The organism is Neobacillus muris (assembly GCF_943193175.1).
In the GTDB taxonomy this organism is placed as follows: Bacteria; Bacillota; Bacilli; order Bacillales; family Cytobacillaceae; genus Neobacillus; species Neobacillus muris.
Window position 1 is genome coordinate 1 of the sequence record NZ_CALPDF010000003.1, and the last position, 23,216, is coordinate 23,216.

The 23,216-nt window shown below is 43.0% G+C and carries 21 protein-coding genes and 1 pseudogene; 1 reads left to right on the plus strand and 21 read right to left on the minus strand.

The features are described 5' to 3' along the window. Window positions 1-198: pseudogene (locus NFS43_RS02790) on the plus strand (DDE-type integrase/transposase/recombinase); the annotation flags it as partial. A gap of 275 nt (window positions 199-473) precedes the next feature. On the opposite strand, the gene NFS43_RS02795 reads toward NFS43_RS02790, so the two are convergent. From NFS43_RS02795 to cymR, 21 genes are all read right to left on the minus strand, one after another. Then, complete coding sequence (locus tag NFS43_RS02795; RefSeq protein WP_251549262.1) at window positions 474-1,169, minus strand: YrrS family protein; 696 nt, start codon at window positions 1,167-1,169, stop codon at window positions 474-476. A gap of 135 nt (window positions 1,170-1,304) precedes the next feature. Continuing rightward, window positions 1,305-3,296 (minus strand): S9 family peptidase, encoded by a 1,992-nt coding sequence (locus NFS43_RS02800; RefSeq protein WP_251549264.1) that lies wholly within the window; start codon window positions 3,294-3,296, stop codon window positions 1,305-1,307. Between the two features lie 283 nt (window positions 3,297-3,579). Continuing rightward, complete coding sequence (locus NFS43_RS02805; RefSeq protein ID WP_251549266.1) at window positions 3,580-5,334, minus strand: peptidoglycan D,D-transpeptidase FtsI family protein; 1,755 nt, start codon at window positions 5,332-5,334, stop codon at window positions 3,580-3,582. A 77-nt stretch (window positions 5,335-5,411) separates the two neighbouring features. Beyond that, a complete protein-coding gene (gene greA / locus NFS43_RS02810) occupies window positions 5,412-5,888 on the minus strand; it encodes a transcription elongation factor GreA (protein WP_251549268.1) in 477 nt (158 codons plus the stop codon). Window positions 5,889-6,060: 172 nt separating this feature from the next. Then, window positions 6,061-6,693 (minus strand): uridine kinase, encoded by a 633-nt coding sequence (udk, locus tag NFS43_RS02815; protein WP_251549270.1) that lies wholly within the window; start codon window positions 6,691-6,693, stop codon window positions 6,061-6,063. Between the two features lie 4 nt (window positions 6,694-6,697). After that, on the minus strand, window positions 6,698-7,969 hold the full coding sequence (locus tag NFS43_RS02820) for a peptidase U32 family protein (protein ID WP_251549272.1): 1,272 nt from the start codon (window positions 7,967-7,969) through the stop codon (window positions 6,698-6,700). Window positions 7,970-7,983: 14 nt separating this feature from the next. Beyond that, a complete protein-coding gene (locus NFS43_RS02825) occupies window positions 7,984-8,913 on the minus strand; it encodes a peptidase U32 family protein (RefSeq protein WP_251549274.1) in 930 nt (309 codons plus the stop codon). Further along, on the minus strand, window positions 8,910-9,560 hold the full coding sequence (locus NFS43_RS02830; protein ID WP_251549276.1) for an O-methyltransferase: 651 nt from the start codon (window positions 9,558-9,560) through the stop codon (window positions 8,910-8,912). The genes NFS43_RS02825 and NFS43_RS02830 overlap by 4 nt, the downstream gene beginning before the upstream one ends. Window positions 9,561-9,863: 303 nt before the next feature. Then, entirely contained in the window at window positions 9,864-10,988 is a 1,125-nt protein-coding gene (gene mltG / locus NFS43_RS02835; protein ID WP_251549278.1) for an endolytic transglycosylase MltG, read from the minus strand. A gap of 181 nt (window positions 10,989-11,169) precedes the next feature. Continuing rightward, on the minus strand, window positions 11,170-11,493 hold the full coding sequence (locus NFS43_RS02840; protein ID WP_251549279.1) for a DUF1292 domain-containing protein: 324 nt from the start codon (window positions 11,491-11,493) through the stop codon (window positions 11,170-11,172). Between the two features lie 12 nt (window positions 11,494-11,505). After that, entirely contained in the window at window positions 11,506-11,922 is a 417-nt protein-coding gene (gene ruvX, locus NFS43_RS02845; RefSeq protein WP_251549281.1) for a Holliday junction resolvase RuvX, read from the minus strand. A gap of 3 nt (window positions 11,923-11,925) precedes the next feature. Next, entirely contained in the window at window positions 11,926-12,192 is a 267-nt protein-coding gene (locus NFS43_RS02850) for an IreB family regulatory phosphoprotein (RefSeq protein WP_251549283.1), read from the minus strand. Window positions 12,193-12,260: 68 nt separating this feature from the next. Continuing rightward, window positions 12,261-14,885: an alanine--tRNA ligase gene (gene alaS, locus NFS43_RS02855; RefSeq protein WP_251549285.1), complete on the minus strand. Its 2,625-nt coding sequence runs from the start codon at window positions 14,883-14,885 to the stop codon at window positions 12,261-12,263. Between the two features lie 336 nt (window positions 14,886-15,221). Then, window positions 15,222-16,301, minus strand: a complete 1,080-nt coding sequence (locus NFS43_RS02860; protein ID WP_251549286.1) for an AI-2E family transporter — start codon at window positions 16,299-16,301, stop codon at window positions 15,222-15,224. Window positions 16,302-16,397: 96 nt separating this feature from the next. After that, on the minus strand, window positions 16,398-16,589 hold the full coding sequence (locus NFS43_RS02865) for a hypothetical protein (RefSeq protein ID WP_251549288.1): 192 nt from the start codon (window positions 16,587-16,589) through the stop codon (window positions 16,398-16,400). 48 nt (window positions 16,590-16,637) lie between these two features. Continuing rightward, window positions 16,638-17,147: a PRC-barrel domain-containing protein gene (locus NFS43_RS02870; RefSeq protein WP_251549290.1), complete on the minus strand. Its 510-nt coding sequence runs from the start codon at window positions 17,145-17,147 to the stop codon at window positions 16,638-16,640. Window positions 17,148-17,185: 38 nt separating this feature from the next. After that, window positions 17,186-19,597, minus strand: coding sequence for an SF1B family DNA helicase RecD2 (recD2, locus tag NFS43_RS02875; RefSeq protein ID WP_251549292.1), 2,412 nt, complete (start codon window positions 19,595-19,597; stop codon window positions 17,186-17,188). 32 nt (window positions 19,598-19,629) lie between these two features. Next, window positions 19,630-20,283: a tetratricopeptide repeat protein gene (locus NFS43_RS02880; protein WP_251549294.1), complete on the minus strand. Its 654-nt coding sequence runs from the start codon at window positions 20,281-20,283 to the stop codon at window positions 19,630-19,632. A gap of 83 nt (window positions 20,284-20,366) precedes the next feature. Further along, window positions 20,367-21,485, minus strand: coding sequence for a tRNA 2-thiouridine(34) synthase MnmA (gene mnmA, locus NFS43_RS02885; protein WP_251549296.1), 1,119 nt, complete (start codon window positions 21,483-21,485; stop codon window positions 20,367-20,369). Between the two features lie 37 nt (window positions 21,486-21,522). Next, window positions 21,523-22,665 (minus strand): cysteine desulfurase family protein, encoded by a 1,143-nt coding sequence (locus NFS43_RS02890; protein ID WP_251549298.1) that lies wholly within the window; start codon window positions 22,663-22,665, stop codon window positions 21,523-21,525. 45 nt (window positions 22,666-22,710) lie between these two features. Next, window positions 22,711-23,130 (minus strand): cysteine metabolism transcriptional regulator CymR, encoded by a 420-nt coding sequence (gene cymR, locus NFS43_RS02895; RefSeq protein WP_251549300.1) that lies wholly within the window; start codon window positions 23,128-23,130, stop codon window positions 22,711-22,713. Window positions 23,131-23,216: the final 86 nt, after the last annotated feature.

The window sequence follows — 23,216 nt, forward strand, 5'->3', positions numbered from 1 at the left end:
GGATTTGGCTCTGAACACGGATCTGTTTCCTTTGTGACTCTGTTTGTGGCTTACTTTAACTTCTTAAGGCCACATTCCGCATTAGGAGGTAAGGTACCAGTGCTTAATCCAGAGCTACTCCAACTTCCAAATATGCCTGCACGATGGTCAAAACTTATCGGTTTAGCTCAAGACTGGATTATCGAGCAAACAGCTTAACTTTTTGTTTTTGGAGCCCTTGAAAAAAGATTGTGTGAAACGAGCAATCGGCGAAGCGAACTCTTGACAAACCGAACTTGCCAATGGTTTAAAATGGAAAAACCAAGGGCTATTAAGCATGCCTTCTTTTTGTCCCCTTCGCCCTTGTTAAAGTAAAGTTAAACCATTGGCGTGTTTGTCAAGAGCGATTGCGGGGCCTTTTCACCAATAAAATGGAAAAGCACCTACCCAACCTATTGAATTTTCATAGAACTTTTGACACTACCACTAATTGATCACTGAATTTCAGATAGTTCTTCCATTTTAGTCGGCTTCCAGCCTTCGCCATCAACCCACTCCAAATAAACATTATATTTTTGCGTCTTATCTTTTGAAGCAACCGTCGCAAATGAACCATTATTGGTTGATTTATCTCTTCCAAGCCAATAAACGGTCATATTGCTTTGGTCAATTCCTGTTGCATACGTAACCGCCTTTAACATTTCCTGCCAATCAACAGAACTCTGATCATAAACAGCGGTGTGCTCCCCTGTTTGAGAGGTGCCCACTGGCTTCCAGGCTGGGTTGACAATCGTTTTGGCCACATTCGGCGAACTGCCGCCTTCCATAACTGTGGCTTGTTCTGCATCAGCTTCCTCTGGATCTGTTTCCTCTTGATCATCATGAGCTGCTTTAGAATCAGATTCATCCGAATCTTCATCCTTCTGTTTGGCAGTATCTTGGCTGCTGCCATCCGATTTTTCCGCTTCAGTTGACTGCTCATTTTTATCCTTATCTACGGCTGCCTTCTGTTCTGTCTTTGGCGTCGCCTTTGATGACGAGGCATTTTCATCATCTCCAGAAGCAAAAACATTATACGCAACTATAATAATTAACGCCAGTACCAGGATTATTAAACTATTTAAGACGAGGTTCGTTTTCCTTCGTTTTGCCCGATAACCGGAACGTGAACTTTGAAAATCATTATTCAATTGAATCACTCCTTTTAACAATAGGCTTTCAATATTTTAACATGAATTCACGCCAACTTGAAGGAATTACCTCGAACTAGCCCATAAATAGGAAAAACCGCACGCTTTTTTAATAGCGTACGGATTTATTTTGAATTAGTCGATGTATTCCTTGAACCAGCCAGTAATATAATCCAATCGGTTCATCCGCAGCACTGGTTTGCCGCTCCGCGAAAGTTCGTGATTTTGGTCTGGGAACCGGACAAATTTTGTTTGCTTGCCCAGCCGTTTTAGGGCAATAAAATATTGCTCTGCCTGTTCAATCGGACAGCGGTAATCTTTTTCACTGTGAAGGATTAATAAAGGCGTCTCAACGTTTTCCACATAAGCAAGCGGCGAGTGCTTCCAAAGTGTCTGGATATCGCGGAAATCAGATTGAATCTGCCATTCTGTAAAATAATACCCAATATCGCTGACACCATAAAAACTAATCCAGTTTGAAATCGACCTCTGGGTAACCGCCGCCTTGAAGCGATTGGTTTGTCCTACAATCCAGTTCGTCATGAAACCGCCGTAGCTGCCGCCGGTAACTCCAAGCCGACTTTCATCAATGAAATCAAAATGCTGCAATACATAATCCATACCATTCATTAAATCTTGATAATCGTTTCCGCCATAATCGCCGCGTACTGCATCAACAAAATCCTGCCCATACCCATGGCTTCCTCTCGGATTCATATATAGAACAGCATATCCCTCGGCAGCCAATATTTGAAATTCATTCATGAAGGTATTTCCATACATCATGTGCGGTCCGCCATGAATTTCAAGAATGAGCGGGTATTTTTTTCCTGCTTCAAACCCTAATGGTTTGATGAGCCACCCTTGAACCTTCCAGCCATTTTCACTTTCAAATTCAATGGTTTCAGGCGTTGACAGTTCGATTGCCTGCAAATAGTCCCTATTTACTTCTGTTAAGCGCCGCAAGATTTGCCCGTCCGGCAATGACACTGAATATAGGTCACCTATTTGGGCAGGCTGACTAATGGCGCAAATAGCTGTATTTGAGGAATGATCAATGGTGAAACCATAAACATGCTGATCCCCTGTTGTTTGCGGCTGGATTGCCCCATTAACGGAAGCAAAGTATAGATTTGTATTTCCCCGGTCTGTAGCAAGGAAATAAAGCCCATCGCTGCTATGGTTCCACACTAAGCCAGGGTCGGTAACTCCCTGTTGGAAATCCCCCACCATTAAATTGCCAACGGGCACATCCCAGTTCGAGGTTAAACATGTTAGTTCCTGCGTCTCAAGCTGATAGACCCATATTTTGGGGTGGGTGGCATTTTCATATTCCCGTTCATGCCCAATGATCCCTATCCATTGGCCGTTTGGCGAGAAGGATGCTTTTTCGAAATACCCTGTTCCATTGGTGATTGGGGCTAGTTTCTTAGTGTTAACCTCTAATAGAAAAATATCTTGATTGAAGGATAGATCTGATTGCTCCTCGAGATCAGCACCAATTAAAAGATTTTGTCCATCTGGGGACCAGCCGTAAAGCGCATAATCAACATTGCCTTCCGTTAGCTGTGTCACTTCTCCGCTGTTGATATCAATAACGGCAATTTGACTGTATTGTCCCTGCCAAAAGCCGCTGGAATCAGATTTATACTTCATTTGCGAAACTTCGAGCGGCTGTGGCTTATCCTGCTTTTTATCCGCTTCCTCTTGATTAGAAAGGGTCTGGTCCAGCTTTAGGGAAGTCACAAAGGCAATCGTTTTGCCATCCGGCGACCAAACCGGATGGCTGGCACCACTCGGAAGATTGGTCAGCTGTCTTGCTTCTCCGCCAAATTTGCTTAAACAGAACAGCTGGTTTTTTCCGCTGCGGCTTGAAATAAAAGCGAGTTCCGTTCCATCAGGAGACCAGCTGGGAGAATAATTCTTGCCTTTTCCGAACGTCCATTGTACAGCTGGCTCATCGCCAGTTAAGCCTTGGAAAAAGAGATGTGATTGGTAATCATCGGTTTCTTTATCAATGGTTGTTTCGACATAAATGAAGGAGTTTCCATCCGGTGCAAATTGTGGGTTTGCTGCCGACTTAAGCTCATATAAATCTGTTGACTGTATTCCTTTTCTAGTTGTCATAACATTACCGCCTTTTAAAATATTTACACTATTTCATTTCGACACTAGAAATAATTTTTCCTGCAAAAAAAACAGCCAAAATTATTTTAATATATTTTGGCTGTACTGTTCCTCCAAAGTGGGGGGGTTTTATTTGCTTGTAAAGTTTCACTTTTATCTATTTTAGTGACCTTGTCCTTCGAAATACTTGGGCATTAATAGCATTTGGTCCTGATATTTTCATGACGGCGAATCTTTGGGCTCTTCCTTCTTTTTGTCCTCATAAAGGCTTACATCAACACTGTTATCTTTGATCGTTCTCATAAAGCATTTTTACCATATCAGCAAACAGCTGATTAACCCCGCCTTCACTGTCTATTACATCAAGATTAACAGCAACAAGTGCATACTTCGGGTTTTGGTAAGGGAAATAACCGGCAAACCATTTATTGTGCAACTGCTGGCCATTCTCATATTTTCCGGTTTCCGCCGTACCTGACTTACCAGCCACTTCGTACGGCAAATCCTGAAACCAGCGTCCTGTTCCATTCGGATTGACAACCACCTCACGCAGCAATTTTTGCAATTTCGAGGCTGTATAAGGGGAAATCGTTTCTCCTGCAAGGCTATTTTCTGGAAAATCAATCATCGTCGTCCCATTTTTATACTCAATTTTAGTAGCAGCCCGGACCATTTCCTTCTTCCCGCCGCGTGCAATCGTTGCCATCATATTGGCCACAGCCAGCGGGGTGGCACGGACCTCATGCTGGCCGATTCCTGACATGGCCGCATAGTTACTGTCTGTCCTCGCCTCATCCGATAAAAAAACACGTCCCTTGTCTTCGTCAGCAAGCTGCTTAAAATTGCTAGTATGAAACACCTCTCCCTGCCAGCCAACTGAACCAGTCAGAGACAATTTTGCTGCATACTCCTCTAAAGCATTCGGATTCTGTTTTTGCAATTCTTGCGCCAATTCCCCAAACGTGCGATTACAGCTTCTTGCAAAGCTATCAGAGAAGTTTAGCATCCCATAATTATATGTTAATTCCGGATTGCCATTAATTTTTTTGCTGCAATCAAACAAGCGCATAGGATCATCCAAATTTTGGTCAATGGCAGCAGCTGCCACTACCGTCTTAAAAACAGATCCTACTATTTGCTGTTCTGTCATCATATTGGTGATACCAGCACTGCTATAAGGGTCCTTTTTATTTACAGCGGGCCGGGAAACCATGGCTAACACACTGTTATCCTCCATATTGAGGAGCACAAGGCCACCTTTTTTGATTTGATATTGATCCACTAATTTTTCTGCCTTCTCCTGAATGGTTTTATCAATGGTGGTCCGAATATTGACCGGATAAAACGGATTAGCTGGGTCCACATATTTAACATTGGTGCCAAATAATGGGGCTCCGCTGCCGTCCACGTGGTAAACAAGTTTGGATTTGCCTTCAGGCAGGAGAAATTCATCAAAACTTTCTTCTAATCCGGAAACGCCAATCAGCGTTTTCTCCGATAATTCTTTATTTGGATAGCGCCTAGCGAGTTCTTCTGGGTTTTCACCCGTTAACCCGATTAACTGTTCAGCTGGAACGGAGGATCGTTCAAATTTTTTTTCTACAGCAAATACACCTGGAATATTTAAACCATTGATTTTTTTCGTTTGTGAATCAGTTAGTTCAATTGGATCGGGCTCTCCATAGGCAAATGGTTTTTTCGCCGATGCTACTGCCTTTTGCAAATCAGCCGCCGGAATATTGGTGATGGCTGAAACCTTTTCTATGTCCCAATCCAGCTTTGTTAAAAACGGGAATAAAACCAGCACGGATACCATTTTATGAGTAAGCATCGTGCCGTTCCTGTCCAGAAAATTCCCTCTGCCATTATCAATGACGAGCTCCTGTGTTCTTTGTTTAACACTTTCCTCGAGCAAATTCACATGATGCTTAGAAAAGGTCTCTGTATCAACTAGCTGAATTTGAATTAATCGGGCTGCCAGCAGCACCAAACCCGTGATACAAATAAACAGCCAGGCTGCCGCACGTTTCCTCCACATAAAAAAACACCTCGTCAAAAGTTTTGACGAGGTTTCGAATTTTCAAACAATCTTATGATGAATACTTACATTTATTTTTACTTGATGGAAACGATCCGGACGTTCATTTCACCGCCTGGCGTTTGAACCGTTACTTGATCGCCTACTTTTCTGCCGATCAGGCTTTTGGCAATTGGAGAATCGTTAGAGATTTTTCCTTCAAACGGATCCGCTTCCGCACTTCCCACGATGGTATATGTTTCTTCTTCTCCATCCGGAAGTTCGACAAATGTAACGGATCTTCCCAATGATACGGAGTCACCGGCTAATTCGCCGCCTTCAATGATTTTCGCATTGCGGATCATATTTTCTAAAGTGGTAATTCTGCCCTCAACAAAAGCTTGTTCTTCTTTTGCAGAATCGTACTCGGAGTTTTCTGATAAGTCACCAAAGCTTCTGGCGATTTTAATTCTTTCTACCACTTCTTTACGTTTAACAGTTTTTAGATATTCTAATTCCTGTTCTAATTTTTCTTTACCAGCCTGCGTCATTGGAAATACTTTTTCTGCAGCCAAAATCCTCACTCCTTCTAGTCTCACAATCCCCCATTAGAATTGTGCAATATATGTAATTCATATTATGCCGCAGAAGGCATAATATAAGCTTGCGCGTCCTAAAGTTTAGGGCGCGCTTTTTAAAAATTATAACTCCAAAATCAATTTTATGGTGCATTCTGTTGCTATTGTGTCATAAAATTGATTTTTGTTCAAGAATTGTTTGAATTTTTGTGACCATTAAATCGATTGCCACGTGGTTTTGTCCGCCTTCCGGAATAATGATATCTGCATAACGCTTAGTTGGTTCAATAAATTGGTTATGCATTGGGCGCACCACATTTGTATACTGGTCAATCACAGAATCAAACGTACGCCCCCGTTCCTTGATATCCCGTGACAGCCGGCGGATAATTCTGAGATCGGCATCTGTGTCTACAAATAATTTAATATCCATTAAATCCCGCAGACGCTCATCCTCTAAAATCAAAATGCCCTCTAAAATAATGACTTCCTTCGGATCAACATGGATAATTTGATCTGAACGGGTATGAAGTGAATAATCATAAACAGGCTTATCGATTGGTTCATAGTGCAGCAGCCTGCCAATATGCTCGATTAATAAATCATTGTCAAAGGCAAAAGGATGATCATAATTGGTTTTTAACCGCTCCTCAAACGGCAAATGACTTTGATCCTTATAATAATAATCCTGCTCAATCACTAAAAGAGAATGGTCTTTAAAGCTCTCTGCTATGGCTCTTGTCACACTTGTTTTTCCAGAGCCGGATCCACCGGCTACTCCTATAACAACGGGTTTGCGCATCTAGCTAGTTCTCCTTTCGCATCATGTTGTTAGGATAGACCGGCTTATCCATTTTAAAACGGACGATTTGAAGCGGATGTCTGGCAGCATCCAGTTCATTTCCTTTTTCATCCCAAATTTTATCAATGACATGAGTAAAGTTTTGAATTTCCGGTCCGAAGAATTCAACTTCATCCCCAGGTTTAAAATGATTTCGCTGCTGCAGCGTGACCATTTGTGTTGTCTCATCATAATTCAAGACCAGACCGACAAATTCAAACTTTGTCTTTTTGCTATGATTACCAAACATTTGCTCTTTATACCCCGGCACGCCTTCAAAGAATGCTGGAGCGGTTTCCCGATTGGCACATTTATCAAGTTCTTCGAGCCATTCGCGTTTGATCACAAAGTGATCGGGGTCTGCACAATAAGCGTCAATGACTTTTCGATATACACTCACAACGGTAGCGACATAGTGAATGGATTTCATTCGCCCCTCAATTTTCAAACTGTCAATCCCCAGTTCAATCATCTTCGGGATCGACTGGATCAGGTTTAAATCCTTAGGGCTCATGGCAAAGGGCGCGTCCCCTGATCCAAAAAGAGCCGTTTCCTTATCGCTTCCCTCCAACTGGTATAAGTCATAATCCCAGCGGCATGACTGGCAGCATCCACCGCGGTTCGAATCTCTGGCAGTCATATGATTACTTAAAACGCAGCGGCCAGAATAGGCGATACACATGGCACCGTGAATGAAAGTTTCAATCTCAATATCCACTTTTTCTTTCATTTCACGGATTTCTTCCGAACTTGTCTCACGGGCTAATACTACCCGCTCCAACCCTTCTTCCTGCCAAAACTTAATGGCCTTCCAGTTAGCAAGAGATTGCTGGGTGCTTAAATGAATTTCAATCTCCGGCGCAATCCGGCGGCATGTTTCAATGATGAGCGGGTCTGCCACGATAATTCCTGCGATGCCTGCTTCTTTTAAGCCTTGCAGGTATTCCTCTAACCCGGAGATATTTTCATTGTGTGCATAAATATTGGTTGTTACATAGATTTTCGCACCGTACTTTTTGGCGAACTCGACGCCCTCTTTCATTTCCTCTACCGTAAAGTTATCTGCATTGGAACGAAGTCCGTACTCTTGCCCGCCGATAAATACGGCATCTGCACCATACTGCACCGCAATTTTTAATTTCTCCAGATTGCCTGCTGGAGCAAGGAGTTCTGGCTTTTTCACAATGACACGTTTTCCGTCAACTATCTCAGAAATTTTGTCCTTAACTGTATTCACGATTGAACCCCTCCCTAGTATACTGTCTCTTTGAAGAAGAATCCTGTATCTAATGGACGGTTTGCCGGCTGAATTTCTTCAATTGTCTCTAAGAATTCGTCCTTTTTATCCTCATAAAGATCTGGATCCTCAAAATATAAATCAATTGCCTCACGATAGATTTTGGTCACAGCAAGAATATACTCTGGGCTCTTTAGGATACCGTCAATTTTAAATGAATCAATCCCAGCCTCTAGCATATCCTGCAGTTCATCAATGATACAAATATCATTTGGGCTCATAATGTGTGTGCCGTTTTCATCTTCAAAAATGGGATATTTAGTGCCGCGTTCTGGATCGTGAAGGAACATATTTTTTTGCTGATTGCGGTTTTCAATTTCCATCGCCTTGCCTTGGTACTCGAAATAGTTTCCAAGCAGGCTGCGTTTGGATTGGAACATACAGCTCATCCCGTGAACCTGCACTTCAATTTCCACCTCGGCATTTTCCTTTATTTCTACAATGGAATCCATATTAATTTCACGGGCCAGGACCGCTCGCTTCGCCCCTTTTCTCCCCCAATAGTTGCAGGTATACCAGTTTGTCCCCGTTGTTTCCGTACTCCAGTGAAGCTTCATATTTGGCGCTGTTTCCCTCACCGCCATTAACACAGCAGGGTCTCCAAAGATAATCGCATCCGCTTTTGCGTCAGCTGCAAAACGAATATAATCATTTAACTCATCCACTTTTTCATTATGAAAAATCGCATTCATAGCAATATATACTTTTTTTCCAACAGAATGGGCAAGTTCAATTGCTTTCTTTACATTCTCACGGTTAAACTCACCGGCAAGTCTCAAACCATAACGCTGTTCCCCGATAACAAAAGCATCCGCCCCTGCTTGGGCCAAAGGCATAATATCATCAACAGAAATGGGTGTCACAAGCAGTTCAGTTTTTTTCAATTGCTTTCACCTCTTCTTTTACTAATTGCTACACCATCGCCAACCGGCAGGATCACAGAATCGAAATCCGGATGTTTCATTAGCCAATGATTAAACTCATTAATTTTCTTAACCAGATTCCGGGTTCTTTTTGATTCAATCTCTTTCTCCGCCACAAGACCTTTGAATAATACATTATCCGTAATAATCATTCCGCCAGCACTCAGGTACTTGGAGTAAATCTCGAAGAATTTTTTATACTGGCCTTTTGCCGCATCAATAAAGACAGCATCAAAGGGGGCATAGTGCCCGGCCAGTTCCGAAACCTCCAGGGCATCCCCTTTAATTAAGTGAATGTTTCCGCTAAGGCTTGTCCGCTTGAAAAATTCTTCTGCTGCCAAGATGCGTTCTTCATCACGTTCGATTGTGACAATTTGCGCAGTTGGAAGTGCTTCGGCCATGCGCAAAGCAGAGTACCCGATAGCCGTTCCAACCTCCAAGATGGTTTTAGAATGATGGATTCTAAGCAGCTGCAGCATGGATTCAATTCCTGCCAGCTCCATAATCGGAACATGGTGAATTTTTGCATAGCTTTCCATCTCAGCAAACAAGGGCTGGCGTTCTGGTATAAGTTCCTCTAAATAAGTATGCAGCTCTTCATTAATCAAGCTGCGTCACCTCAATCCTAAAAAGAAATCCTTTAAAAATACCCGAGGCGTTGGCTTGCGGGCATCTGAAGCAAAACTATTTACAAGTCAAATAAATTTATTATTTGCTTAATTACGCCAAATTAGACATAAAAAATAGCGTATACAGAAATTTGACAGTGAAGGCAGGCCCAGACAAATAACTGGAAATTCCCTACATTCATTGTTGCTTTACTGTGAGTTACGCTATGGTTTGCAAATAAACACTTGAACTATTCTACCATAAAAAAAGGGGGAATGCTATACTTCCCCCCTTCTATCGAACTATTTTTTGCTAGAAATATATTTTTCCTTTTCTTGATTGTGTTCTTCCAATGTTTTCGTAAAGATCACATCACCCGTTTCAGTAGCCAAGAAGTAATAATAGTCCGTTTTTTCTGGTTCTAATGCGGCTTCAATCGAAGACTTCCCTGCATTGGCAATAGGACCTGGCGGAAGGCCCGTATGGAGATACGTGTTATAAGGGGAGTCCACCTCTAAATCCTTATACATGACCCTTTCCTTATGCTTGCCTTGAGCGTATAGCACTGTCGGGTCTGTTTGCAGCGGCATGCCCTTGTCCATCCGATTATAAAATACACTTGCAATCGTTTTGCGGTCTGTTTTTGCAGTCGCTTCTTCTTCCACAAGCGCAGCCATTGTTAATACTTGATGGACAGATAAATTCTTTTGGCTCATTTGATCCGAATAGTCAGCCAGCACCTCTTGCGTTTTGCTGAGCATTGCTGTCACTATTTCTTCAATAGAAGGATTCGGCTTATAGAATGGATAGGTTGCCGGATACAAATACCCTTCCAGTGGATATTTTACAGCAGGATTGGTTATTTCGGTTGTTAACAGATCAGGAAATTTGGCCATAACCTGTTTAATAAACTCGCTGTCATTTAACTTATTAAAAACATCCGTTTCATTTTGGTTTGTGGACTTTGCCATGATCGCAGCAATTTCTTTTAGCTGCTTGCCTTCTGGAATGGTAATTTTAAAGCTCGCCTCCGCCAATACCTTCCCTGTCTTCAATCGGCTGACAATTTCCGGAACATCCATAGATGGGCTTAGTTCATATTTGCCGGCCATAAAACCGCCTTCATTTTTTAACTTCACATAATATTTAAATACTTTTGCATCCTTAATGATTCCATTTTTTTCTAATGTTTCTCCGATTCCCGTTACGGATGAGCCCAACGGAATTTCGACCTTTTTATTTTCCTTATTGTCGGCATCCATTGGCTTTAAGGCAGATTGAATATATAAGTAGCCTCCGCCTCCAATAATAAAAATCAATAATAGCAATAATATGGAAATCATGAATACGATTCGCCTGACAATTCTTGCTTCACTTTGGTGTTCAAGCATTTTTTCCCGAATTATATCTTTTTTGTCGGTTGTCATCCCTTTCCTCCTTCCTAAAGAAACTGGGTGCACTAATCATTCTCGAAACTTGATTTAAACTAATAAAGCATAGAGGTGACATTGTAATTATTTCAGCATATAGTGAGAAAAATGTCAATTTTACTCTTAAAATGTTGAAAAGAGCCGACAATGTGCCGGCTCTTTTCAACTTTACTTATTCTTATTCTTCTTCCTGGTCGTCGATAAATGTGTTAAATACTTCTTCAATCATATCCCATTCTTCGTCGGACTCGACAGGCAATAATTCGCCAATGCCGCCGTCTTCGGTAGGGACATAGGCATAGGCGTGAACAACGCCCTCCTCATCTTCCTCTAATTCTCCGACTGGAAAACATAATAAATAGGATTTGTCGTACTCATCTGAATCGAAGGTTAACAGGATTTCAAATAATTCTTCATCACCATTCTCATTCACAAGCGTAATAAACTGCTCATCGTGATTATGATCATGGTCATGATGGTTATGGTTGTGCTCGTTTGACATTTCTTCACCTCATTATTTTATACTATCAAGATAGCCTTGCAGAATCATGACAGCCGCCATTTTATCGATGACTTTTTTCCGTTTTTTCCTGCTGACATCTGCTTCAAGCAGGACCCGTTCCGCGGCCATTGTTGTCAGCCGCTCGTCCCAAAGCACAGCAGGAACCGAAAACTTCCGTTCGATTTCCTCGGCAAATTGTTTGCTTGCTTCACCGCGCGGCCCTATGGTTCCGTTCATGTTCTTCGGCAAGCCGACGACCACTTTGCTAACCTGATACTCTTCTATTATTTGACCAATTTCTTCAAAACCAAACTGTTGTTTTTCTTCGTTGATTTTGAGCGTCTTCAGCCCCTGAGCAGTCCACCCCAGTTCATCACTAAGAGCGACACCCACGGTCTTGGAACCTACATCTAAACCCATTACACGCATGCTTTAGACCTCTCGCTGTTGTTTAAGATAGGATTTGACTAACTCCTCAATGATTTCATCCCGCTCCAGCTTGCGGATGATATTGCGGGCATCCCGATGACGGGGAATGTAAGCCGGATCCCCAGATAAAAGGTAACCAACAATTTGATTAATCGGATTATATCCTTTTTCCTGCAATGCTTCATATACTTGAAAAAGAACTTCCTTTACGTCATGTTCAAACGGCTCTTCTGGAAAATTAAACCGCATGGTTTTGTCAAATGAGCTCATTCACCTGCACCTCAACTTGTCATTGTTACCTTTTATTCTACACTACTTTGTCCCTATTACAAAACAGATTATACCGATTCCTCGACAAATTGCAGGGCGCTCTCGAGCTGTTCCGGATTTTTCCCGCCAGCTTGAGCCATATCCGGACGGCCGCCGCCCCCGCCGCCGCATCTTGCCGCCACTTCTTTAATCAGTTTGCCGGCATGATATCCACGTTCGATTAAATCCTTCGTGACTGCAGCAATCAGATTTACTTTTCCTTCATGGGCACTGCCTAGCACAACCACAGCGGAGCCCAGCTTTTGCTTGAGGTCATCAGCCATATTTCTTAGGTTATTCATATCGGCAGCTTGAACTTTGGCTGCTAATACTGTCACTCCATTAACCTCTTTAGCTTTTGATACAAGACTTCCTGCTTCGATATTTCCAAGCTTGGCTGCTAATGATTCATTCTCCCGCTGAAGATTCTTCATTTCAACCATTAATCCGTCAATTCGGGCAACAACATCTTTTGGATTTGTTTTCAATTTTTCAGCCGCTTCTTTCAGCATCCCGACTTGCTCATTTAACAATTTATAGGCAGCCTCTCCTGTTACGGCTTCAATCCGTCTCGTGCCGGCACCAATGCCGCCCTCGGAAACAATTTTAAACAGGCCGATAACAGAAGTGTTTGGCACATGGCAGCCGCCGCAAAGTTCAAGACTGTACTCTCCCACTTTGACAACCCGGACAATGTCCCCATATTTTTCGCCAAACAGTGCCATAGCCCCCATTGCCTTTGCCTCAGCAATTGGTTTTAAACTAATATTGACCTCCAGACTGTTCCAGATTTTTTCGTTAACGATTCTTTCAACCTGCTCCAGTTCCTCTGGCTTCACTTGGCCAAAATGAGAAAAGTCAAAGCGGAGACGCTCATGTTCAACAAGCGAACCAGCCTGGTTCACATGCTCCCCAAGAACATCCTTTAACGCACGGTGCAGCAAATGGGTCGCAGTGTGGTTTTTAATAATCCGCACTCGATTTTCCGGATCAACCGCAGCGGTCACTTGCTGTTTTACCTTTAATATACCTGATTTGACAACAACCTTGTGAAGGTTTTGGCCGTTTGGCGCTTTTTGAACATCCTTAACGGAAACGATGACGCCTTCTCCTTCCAATACGCCGCGGTCGGCAATTTGTCCGCCGCTTTCAGCATAAAAAGGAGTCACATCCAAAATCAGCTGGACTTCTTCGCCTTCATTGGCAGTCTCTGCAAGCTCCCCGTCTTTCACAATGGCCATCACTGTGGACGTGGTCCTAAGCTCATCATAGCCAACAAACTTGCTTGGAACGGTCAAGTCTCTTAAGACACCGCCCTGCACATGCATAGAGTTTTCATCTTGGCGTGCGGCACGGGCTCTTTCACGCTGTCCTTCCATTTCTTCCTCAAAGCCTTCATGGTCAACTGTTAAACCTGCTTCTTCCGCATATTCTTCTGTCAACTCTACAGGAAAGCCGTACGTGTCATAAAGACGGAAAACATCCGCACCACTGATCATGGCTGAGCCTTTTTCTTTTGCATTTTTAATGATTCCGGCTAAAATGGCCAAGCCTTCATGAAGCGTCTCGTGGAATCGTTCCTCTTCATTTTTAATGACTTTTTGGATGAATTCAGTCTTTTCCTTTACTTCTGGGTAAAAATCATGCATGATTTCGCCAACGACAGGAACAAGTTCGTACATAAATGGGCGCTCAATATTAATTTGCTTAGCATAACGGACAGCCCGGCGCAGCAAGCGGCGCAGGATATAACCACGGCCCTCATTGGACGGAAGCGCCCCATCGCCAATCGCAAAAGCAACAGTACGAATATGATCCGCAATTACTTTGAAGGCAACATCCTGTTCTTTAGAAATTCCGTACTGTTTGCCGGAGATTTCCTCCGTGGCCCGGATAATTGGGATAAATAAGTCCGTATCAAAGTTGGTCGGCACATTTTGCACAACCGATGCCATCCGTTCCAGTCCCATTCCAGTATCGATGTTTTTCTTTGGCAGCGGGGTATAGGTGCCATCAGGATTATGGTTAAATTGAGAAAATACCAGGTTCCAAACTTCCAGATAGCGCTCATTTTCACCGCCTGGATAAAGTTCAGGATCATTTAGGTCATCTCCATACTCCGGCCCGCGGTCATAGAAAATTTCTGAGTTTGGACCGCTTGGACCTTCGCCAATGTCCCAGAAGTTTCCTTCCAAACGGATAATCCGTTCCTCAGGAACGCCGATTTTTTTGTTCCAAATTTCAAATGCTTCCTCATCTTCTGGATGAATGGTAACCGAAAGCAATTCTTTGTCAAAGCCGATCCATTTTTCATCGGTTAGAAATTCCCATGCCCAATGGATTGCTTCTTCTTTAAAATAATCGCCGATTGAAAAGTTCCCAAGCATTTCAAAGAACGTATGGTGCCGGGCGGTTTTTCCGACATTTTCAATGTCATTGGTCCGTATTGATTTTTGGGCATTGGTGATTCTCGGATTATCTGGAATAACCCGGCCATCAAAGTATTTTTTTAAGGTGGCTACCCCGCTGTTAATCCACAATAGAGAAGGGTCATCATGGGGAACCAAGGATGCACTAGGTTCGACTGAATGGCCTTTTTCCTTAAAAAAGTCTAAAAACATTTTTCGGATTTGTGATCCCGATAGATCTTTCATAAAAATTGCCTCCTATAATTTAAAAATGCATACAAAAAAGCCCTCATCCCCAAAACAGGGACGAGAGCTTGTCTCGCGGTACCACCCTGATTATGAATACAAAACTGTACTCATCTCTCAATATCGCCTTAACGCGGCTCAAGACGGCAGTGGTTAGCTGCACTCCAGATTAGCGTTCTGTTATCCTTCATCTAGAATCTCTTTCAGCCAAGGAGACTCCTCTCTTCTGCGGTTTTAAACGCTACAGATGGACTATAACATACTCGATCCTTCTTCATTTTCAAACAATTAGCATATATGACGAATTATATCGGCGGAAAAAAGGTTTGTCAAATCCTATGTGGATGATTCATTTCTCTTTACATTGATAAAATGGTTCTTGGCATGAATAAGACCAACCTTTAGCACCGCGAAAACCGGCACAGCCAAGATCAATCCCAGAATCCCGCCAATCTCTCCGCCGGCAGTCAACGCAGCCATGATCCACAACGGGTGCATATGTAAGCTTTTTCCGACAATATAAGGAGATAATATATTTCCTTCAATAAATTGCAGGCCAAATACAATCATAATGGTGATGATGACCAATTTGCCCGAGGTAGTTGCTGCCACAAATACAGCTGGAATGGCTCCAATGATGGGGCCAAAATAGGGGATCACATTCGTCACACCAACCGTCAAACCTAACAGCAAAGGATATCTTAACTGAAAAGCCCAAAATAAACAGGCAGCGATTGTTCCCATCATTAGACAAACGAGCAGCTGGCCTCTAATATAATTTCCTAAAGACTCATCAACATCCCTTAGAAACAGCGCCCCTTTTTTCCGCCAGCGTTTCGGGGTTAAATACCAGATTGTTTGTCTAATTTTGGCGTAGTCTTTTAACATATAAAAAACGATAAAAGGAATAATCATTAATATGACCGCTGAATTAAAAAATTGAATGGATACATTTACAATGGTAGTAAGAAGACTATCCAGCCTTTCCTCAAATGCATCAATCGCTTCATTGATTCGGGCCTGCAGCCCATCAGGCCATTCTCTAGTATGGGATTGGAGTATTTTAATCCATTCCCGATACTGCTCGGCAAAAACAGGCGCGCTTTCCGATAAGTCTTTTATTTGAGCAATAATGGCAGGAATCCCCTTATACAGGGCAAAACCGAGGCCGCCAAAAAATAAAAGATAAATCGAAAAAATAGCCAATCCCCGATGCAGCCCTTTTTCATGCAATTTTTCAATGACGGGATGAAGCAAATAAGTAATAAAGGCGGAAATGCCAAAAGGAAGCAGAATCACAAAAATCACTTTAACAACGGGCAGCCAAACAAACCGCAATTTCAGAAAAATATAGAGGGCAATTAATAAAAGGAGTGTAAAACCGATTCGATATAACCACTTCATACGAATTTCCAAAGCTTTAGGCCTCCTTTTAAAGATAGTGTTGGAGACCCGTAAGGTAAATATACAAAAACCCCCCGAAAAAACCGAGGGGTTCCACCCAATTTCTTTTTACATTGTAAAGCGGCGGACTTCTTCCTCAAACAAGTCGTCCAAAGAGCTTAAGGTTCCGTCTTCTTCGACCTGATGAGTGTTAATAATCCCCTTTGACACAGATAGCTCAATAAAACAGTTCCAGCAGTAGTACTGGTTGATGCCAATCTTACCAATATCCTTGCTTTGACAGTTCGGGCACTTGAACATGGAAAAGACACCTCACGTATTCTTACATTACTCTTATGAAACCTTTGCCTATTTCCTGTCTAGTGAAGGAGTAATAGACGGTGATGTTTCATTTACGTCTACGATGATGGCATCTTTTCCAATCGTTAAGGGCTTCTTGGAATGAACCACTTGTTTCCCTTCCGTTATGTCCGAAAAGAAGCCATCCGAGATCTCGTACCCTACGATTGTGCCCACTTCTTCCTGAAAATATACGTCATTCAACAGCCCCAGCGAATCACCACTTTTAGAAAGTATCATTTTCCCTTCAAGAGAATGCTGAAGGCTTATGGTATTGTCGGCCGTTTCTTTTGCCTTTTCTAAAAGCCCGGCATCCTCAATCATAACCCCATCCCAACCGAAGGAATCCACTTTTTGAATATCAAGAAAGCAGGATTGCTTAAATACAACACCTTTTTTCACCAGTAATCCTTTTACGGTTCCTTCCGGAGAAATATATAAGTCGCTAATTTCGCCAATCTTCATGCCGCTTTTCGTTTCAAATACAGGCTGCCCTTTTAATAAGGAAAATGTTCGCAAAGAGAACCCACCTCCTGTGAACATTTTTAGTTTCAGTCTTATGGCATAAAATCATAAGGTGAAACGTTTTCCATTCCGATCATCGGGTCCACCTTCATTAAAGCTTCTTCATATGGAATGGCTTCAAGCTCCGGCTTACTGTCCAATTCTTGATTCAAACCAGGAATGGGAATGGCTTCTTGAAGCTTTTCGCATAGGGTGGTCAGTCTTGACATTTCATCTGCCCGTTCCACACCCATCCTCAATGCATCCTCTTCACCACAAATGATTAACGATTGCCTTGATCGGGTGATCGCTGTATAAATCAAGTTTCTTTGAAGCATTCGATAATAGCTTCTTGTTACCGGCAGCAGGACGATGGGGAATTCACTGCCTTGTGATTTATGTACCGAACAGCAGTAGGCATGGGTGATTTGGTTTAAATCCTGCCTGGTATACTCCACTTCATTGCCTTCAAAAGAAATATAAATCAAGTCTTGCTTTTCCGTGTTTTCCTTAGCATAAATAATCGAAATAATTTCCCCGATGTCCCCATTAAACACATTATTTTCGGGCTGGTTGACGAGCTGAAGCACCTTATCGCCAATCCGGTATTTCACATCGCCATAGGCAATTTCCTTTCTTGTTCCACCAGGATTGGGGTTGAAAATTTCCTGCAGCAGAACATTTAATCGGTCAATGCCCGCAGGTCCCCGGTACATCGGAGCCAGCACTTGGAAATCCATCGCGGTGAACCCTTTATTCTTGGCGTTAATCGCGATTTTTTCAACCACTTGCGCAACCTGTGCCGTGCTGCATTTAATAAACGATCGGTCCGCCTGCTTCATCGCTATATTCGCCGGGAGTCTGCCCTTCTTAATTTCATGGGCCAGTTCAATGATAGAGGATCCTTCTGCCTGGCGGTAAATGTCTGTTAATCTCACGGTGGGAATTCGTTCCGAACGCAGCAAATCCTTTAATACCTGACCTGGACCGACAGACGGCAGCTGGTCCTCATCTCCTACGAGTATCACTTGGATATGCTCCGGCAATGCTTTAAACAGCTGGTTAGCCAGCCAAATATCGAGCATAGATGTTTCGTCAACGATTAAAATTTTTCCTTCAAGCGGACTAGCATCCTCACGGTCAAAATTTTCAGTGCCGTTATATCCAAGCAGCCGGTGAATGGTGACTGCCGGAAGACCCGTTGACTCACTCATTCTCTTTGCAGCCCTCCCAGTCGGGGCTGCCAATAAAAATGGGAATGGTTCATGGCTTTTATGGTAATCCTTCAGATCAAGCGAGCAGCCATGCAGCTCTGCATAGAGCTCAACGATCCCTTTAATGACCGTCGTTTTACCTGTACCCGGCCCACCTGTCAGAATCAGCATCGGAGACATCAACGCGGTTTGAATGGCTTCCCTCTGGGTTGGCGCATACTGAACACCTAAGCGGTCCTCCAAACTGCCAAGTGCGAGCAAAAACTCCGACTCAGGAAATTGCTCTTGATACTCCGTTTGGCCTAAGATTCTGCGGATATTCGTGATCAGGCCTTTCTCAGCAAAATATAAGGAGGGCAGATAAACACGCTGCTCTTCCCCCACTATTTTTCCTTCTTCTTGAAGCTTAATGATTTCTGTTGAAATATCAGAGTAGTCAATCAGATCGCGTTGATTTCCTTCGAGCAGCGATTTCACCTGTTCGAGCAAATCCTCCGCATGCATATAGACATGTCCGGTCTGCATACATTCATTTTCTAAAATATATAGACATGCCGCTTTAATACGGTCAGGATGATTCCCTGAAATCCCCATTTGGTAACCAAGCTCATCCGCCCGGCCAAAACCGATTCCTTCAACATCCTCGACAAGCTGATAAGGATTTTTTTGTATGATGCCAAGGGTTTCCTCTTTATAAACTTGGTAGATCCTCATAGAGAGCTGCGGACCAAAGCCATATTGATTTAAAGCAATTAAGACCTGCTCAAGCCCCTGGTGTTCCAGCAGGGTATCATACAGCAATTTAGCCTTATCTGGAGGGAGTTTTGGAACAGAATCCAGCAGGGATGGCTGATTGAGAATTTTTGATATCGCATCTTCCCCGAGGGTTTCCACAATGTTCTCCGCGGTTTTTTTTCCAATCCCCTTGAACATTTCTCCAGACAAATAGGCAACGATTCCTTGCTTGGATTGGGGCATGTCTTTACGGAAATGAGTCGCATGAAATTGCAGGCCAAACTTGGGATGCTCCTTAAAATCACCGTAAAAGATATACGTCTCTTGTTCGTGAATTTTAGGAAAATAACCTGTGACGACCGCTTCTTTATCCTCGTATGTATGGTTGGTATCGTCCACCCGGATTCTCAGCACTGTATATAGATTCTGTTCATTATGGAATATCGTCACAAATGGACGTCCCTTAATATACGTCCCCTGTTCGGTGAATAAATCAAGCGATTGCTGGTTCTCCAATCGACTCCCTCCCTTCAAAAAAGAAAAACCATTTATAGATTTTCTTCGATTAACTGTTTAGCATGTCCGGCTAACAGATGGTCTGGCTGAATTTCAAGTGCTTTCGTAAACATTTTAATTGCTTTGCTTGCGTTTTCCTTAAACGCATAGGATACACCCAAATTATAATAGGCATCAGAATGATTCGGCTCGAGCTCCAGGCATTTTTCAAATTGCTCCATTGCCTCCTCAAGCAATTCCAACTGCGCCAAGCACAGCCCAAATTGGAAGCGTGCTTCTGCATCTGTTCCGTTTAGTTCAACACTTCTTTGAAAGTAAGCAAGGGCAAACTTGCTTTGCTCTAAGTTCATTAAGGTCAGGCCAAGCATAAAGAAATTATCGCTCGTTTCCAGCCCGCGTTTCATAGCTTCATCGAACATTTTTTTAGCCTCTTGGAAACGGTCGGCGCTAAAATACAAATTGCCTGCACTGTAATAAGCTGCCGCAGCATTTTCATCAATTTCGATCGCCCTTTGGTAAAATTTCAGTGCCTTGTCCGTTTCACCCAATTCGGCTAGAACATGGCCAAAATTAATATAAGCCGCAGGGTCATTTGGATTCTCGTTAATCGCTTCATTGAACGCCTTAGCCGCCTCCTCCAGATTGCCTTCCTGAAGAAATTGTACACCTTTTTGATTATGATCCATTTTCGTTTCACTCCATTCTATAGGGAAGTATATCATATTTTAAAGGAAAACCCTGACTCCATTCATGGAATCAGGGTTGAATTTTAACCTACATAAGTCAATCGTTCATTGTTTTTATATACTTCATCAATGGTCCCGCCGCCAAGGCATTCGTCACCGTTGTAGAAAACGGCAGCCTGGCCCGGAGTGACCGCGCGAATCGGTTCATGGAAAAGGACACGTACCTTTTGATCGTCCAGCAATTGAACAGTCACTTTATGGTCCTCCTGGCGGTAGCGGAATTTCGCCGTGCATTCAAATTCCACCGGCTTTGGCCGATTTGACACCCAGCTGACATTGGCCGCTACAATCGAGTCAGAATAAAGCTTTTCATGATGAAATCCTTGCCCGACATAAAGGACATTTCGTTTTAAATCCTTCCCAATCGCAAACCATGGTTCACCAGAACCGCCAATGCCCAGGCCATGACGTTGGCCGATTGTATGGTACATCAAGCCTTCATGTCTGCCTTTTACTTCTCCGTCAAAGGTTTCCATGTTTCCAGGCTGTGCCGGTAGATATTGACCAAGGAATTCTTTAAAGTTCCGTTCGCCGATAAAGCAGATCCCGGTGCTGTCTTTTTTCGCGGCAGTTGCCAGATTCGCTTCCTTAGCGATTTCTCTCACCCTTGATTTTTCTAAACTGCCGATCGGGAACATGACTTTACTGATCTGCTCTTGGGAAAGCTGGTTGAGGAAATAAGTTTGGTCCTTATTCTCATCCACACCGCGAAGCATTTTATACTCGCCATCCCGGAACTCAACTCTCGCATAATGTCCAGTAGCCAAATAATCTGCTCCCAATTTCATGGCATGCTCTAAAAAGGCTTTAAATTTGATCTCTTTATTGCACATCACATCAGGGTTTGGCGTTCTGCCTGCCTTATATTCTTCAAGGAAATAGGTAAACACCTTGTCCCAATATTGCTTTTCAAAATTGACCGCATAATAAGGGATGCCGATTTGATTGCAGACCCGAATCACGTCATTATAATCCTCCGTGGCGGTACAAACGCCATTTTCATCGGTATCGTCCCAGTTTTTCATAAAAATGCCAATCACATCATAGCCTTGCTGCTTCAAAAGCAGTGCTGCTACAGAGGAATCCACTCCTCCTGACATCCCCACCACAACACGGGTGTTTTTTGGATCTTTTGCTTCCATCTTTGTTCACCTCACTTTTTCTTAGATGGAGTTCTTTTTATTTGGTAAGGCGCCGCACAGCCTTCGCTGTCTCTTCTGATGCCTTTAAAATTTCTTCGGTGGTTGTCGTAAAGCCAAAACTAAAACGAATCGAATTCGTTATTTTCTCTGAATCTTTTCCATACATGGCTACCAGCACATGGGAAGGTTCGATGGAGCCAGCTGTACAGGCGGACCCGCTGGAAACCGCAATGCCTGCTAAATCCAAATTCACCAGCATGGCTTCGACATTCGTTCCCGGAAAGCTTAAGTTTAATACATGCGGCAGGGAATTTTCAAGAAATCCGTTTACGTGGAACGCTATATCCTGTCTCTTGAGTTCTTTAATGAACATTTCCTTATATCCGTTAAACTTTTGCCGTTTAGTGCCAAGTTCTTTCACTGCGATTAATACGGCTTCATGGAAACCAGCAATGGACGCCACATTTTCCGTACCAGCCCGGCGCTTTCGTTCTTGCTCACCGCCGAACATCCGCGGAGCTATTTTAATATCAGAGCGAACATAGAGAAACCCGATTCCTTTTGGCCCGTTAATTTTATGGGCCGAAACAGACAATAAGTCTATCAAGCATTCATTCACATCTATTTTTTCCACACCATAAGCTTGAACAGCATCCGTATGGAATTTCGCAGGATGTTCCTTTAGCACTTGCCCAATTTCTTTGATAGGCTGAATGGTCCCAACCTCATTGTTTCCGTACATGACTGATACGAGGATGGTGTCATCTCTTAAGGCATCCTTTAAGTCTTGAATAGAGATTCTCCCTGTCTCATCTACAGGTAAATAGGTGACTTCAAAGCCCATTTTTTCTAATTTATTGCAGGCATGGAGAACGGCATGGTGTTCGATTTGTGTGGTAATGATGTGTTTGCCGTTCTGCCGATAACTCTCAGCCGCACCAAATAACGCCATGTTGTCCGCTTCTGTTCCGCCGCTTGTAAAAATAATCTCGTTTTCCTTTGCACCAATACTCTCAGCCATTGCCGCACGGGCCAAATCAATATAATGGCGTGCTTCTCTCCCAAACGAGTGGATACTGGAGGGATTGCCAAAAGTGGTATTCATGACCTCCAGCATTTTTTCAATGACCTGCGGGCGCATCGGCGAAGTTGCCGCATGGTCAAGATAGATTCGATCCATTGTTACACCTTCATTCAACAAAATTCACTATTACCATTTTTTACATTAAATATAAAACATATAACCTTCTGGCTCAGAATCCGTACTGTGGCTGGCTAAATCCTCAAGCGATGTATTTTCCAATACATTCTTAATCGCATCCCGAATCCGAATCCAAAGCTCCTGCTGTGCAGGGTTTTCTTCTTCGATTCCTTCCACAATGATAATCGGTCCTTCCAGAACCCGAATGACATCCCCAGCAGTGATTTTGGATGGTTCATCCGCCAGTATATAGCCGCCGTAAGCACCCCTGATGCTTTTCACTAATCCGGCATTTCTCAGCGGTGCGATTAATTGCTCAAGATAATGCTCCGACAAGTTATTAGCTTGGGCTATTGCCTTTAAGGAAGTGGGCCCTTCCCCAAAATTCTTGGCAAGTTCAATCATAATCGTCAGCCCATAACGGCCCTTTGTAGATATTTTCAATACGTGCACCTCATTTCATATATATAATAAAAGCTTTGATATCCTTAGTAATTTGATAGGCATTAAGAATTATATCATATTCTTCC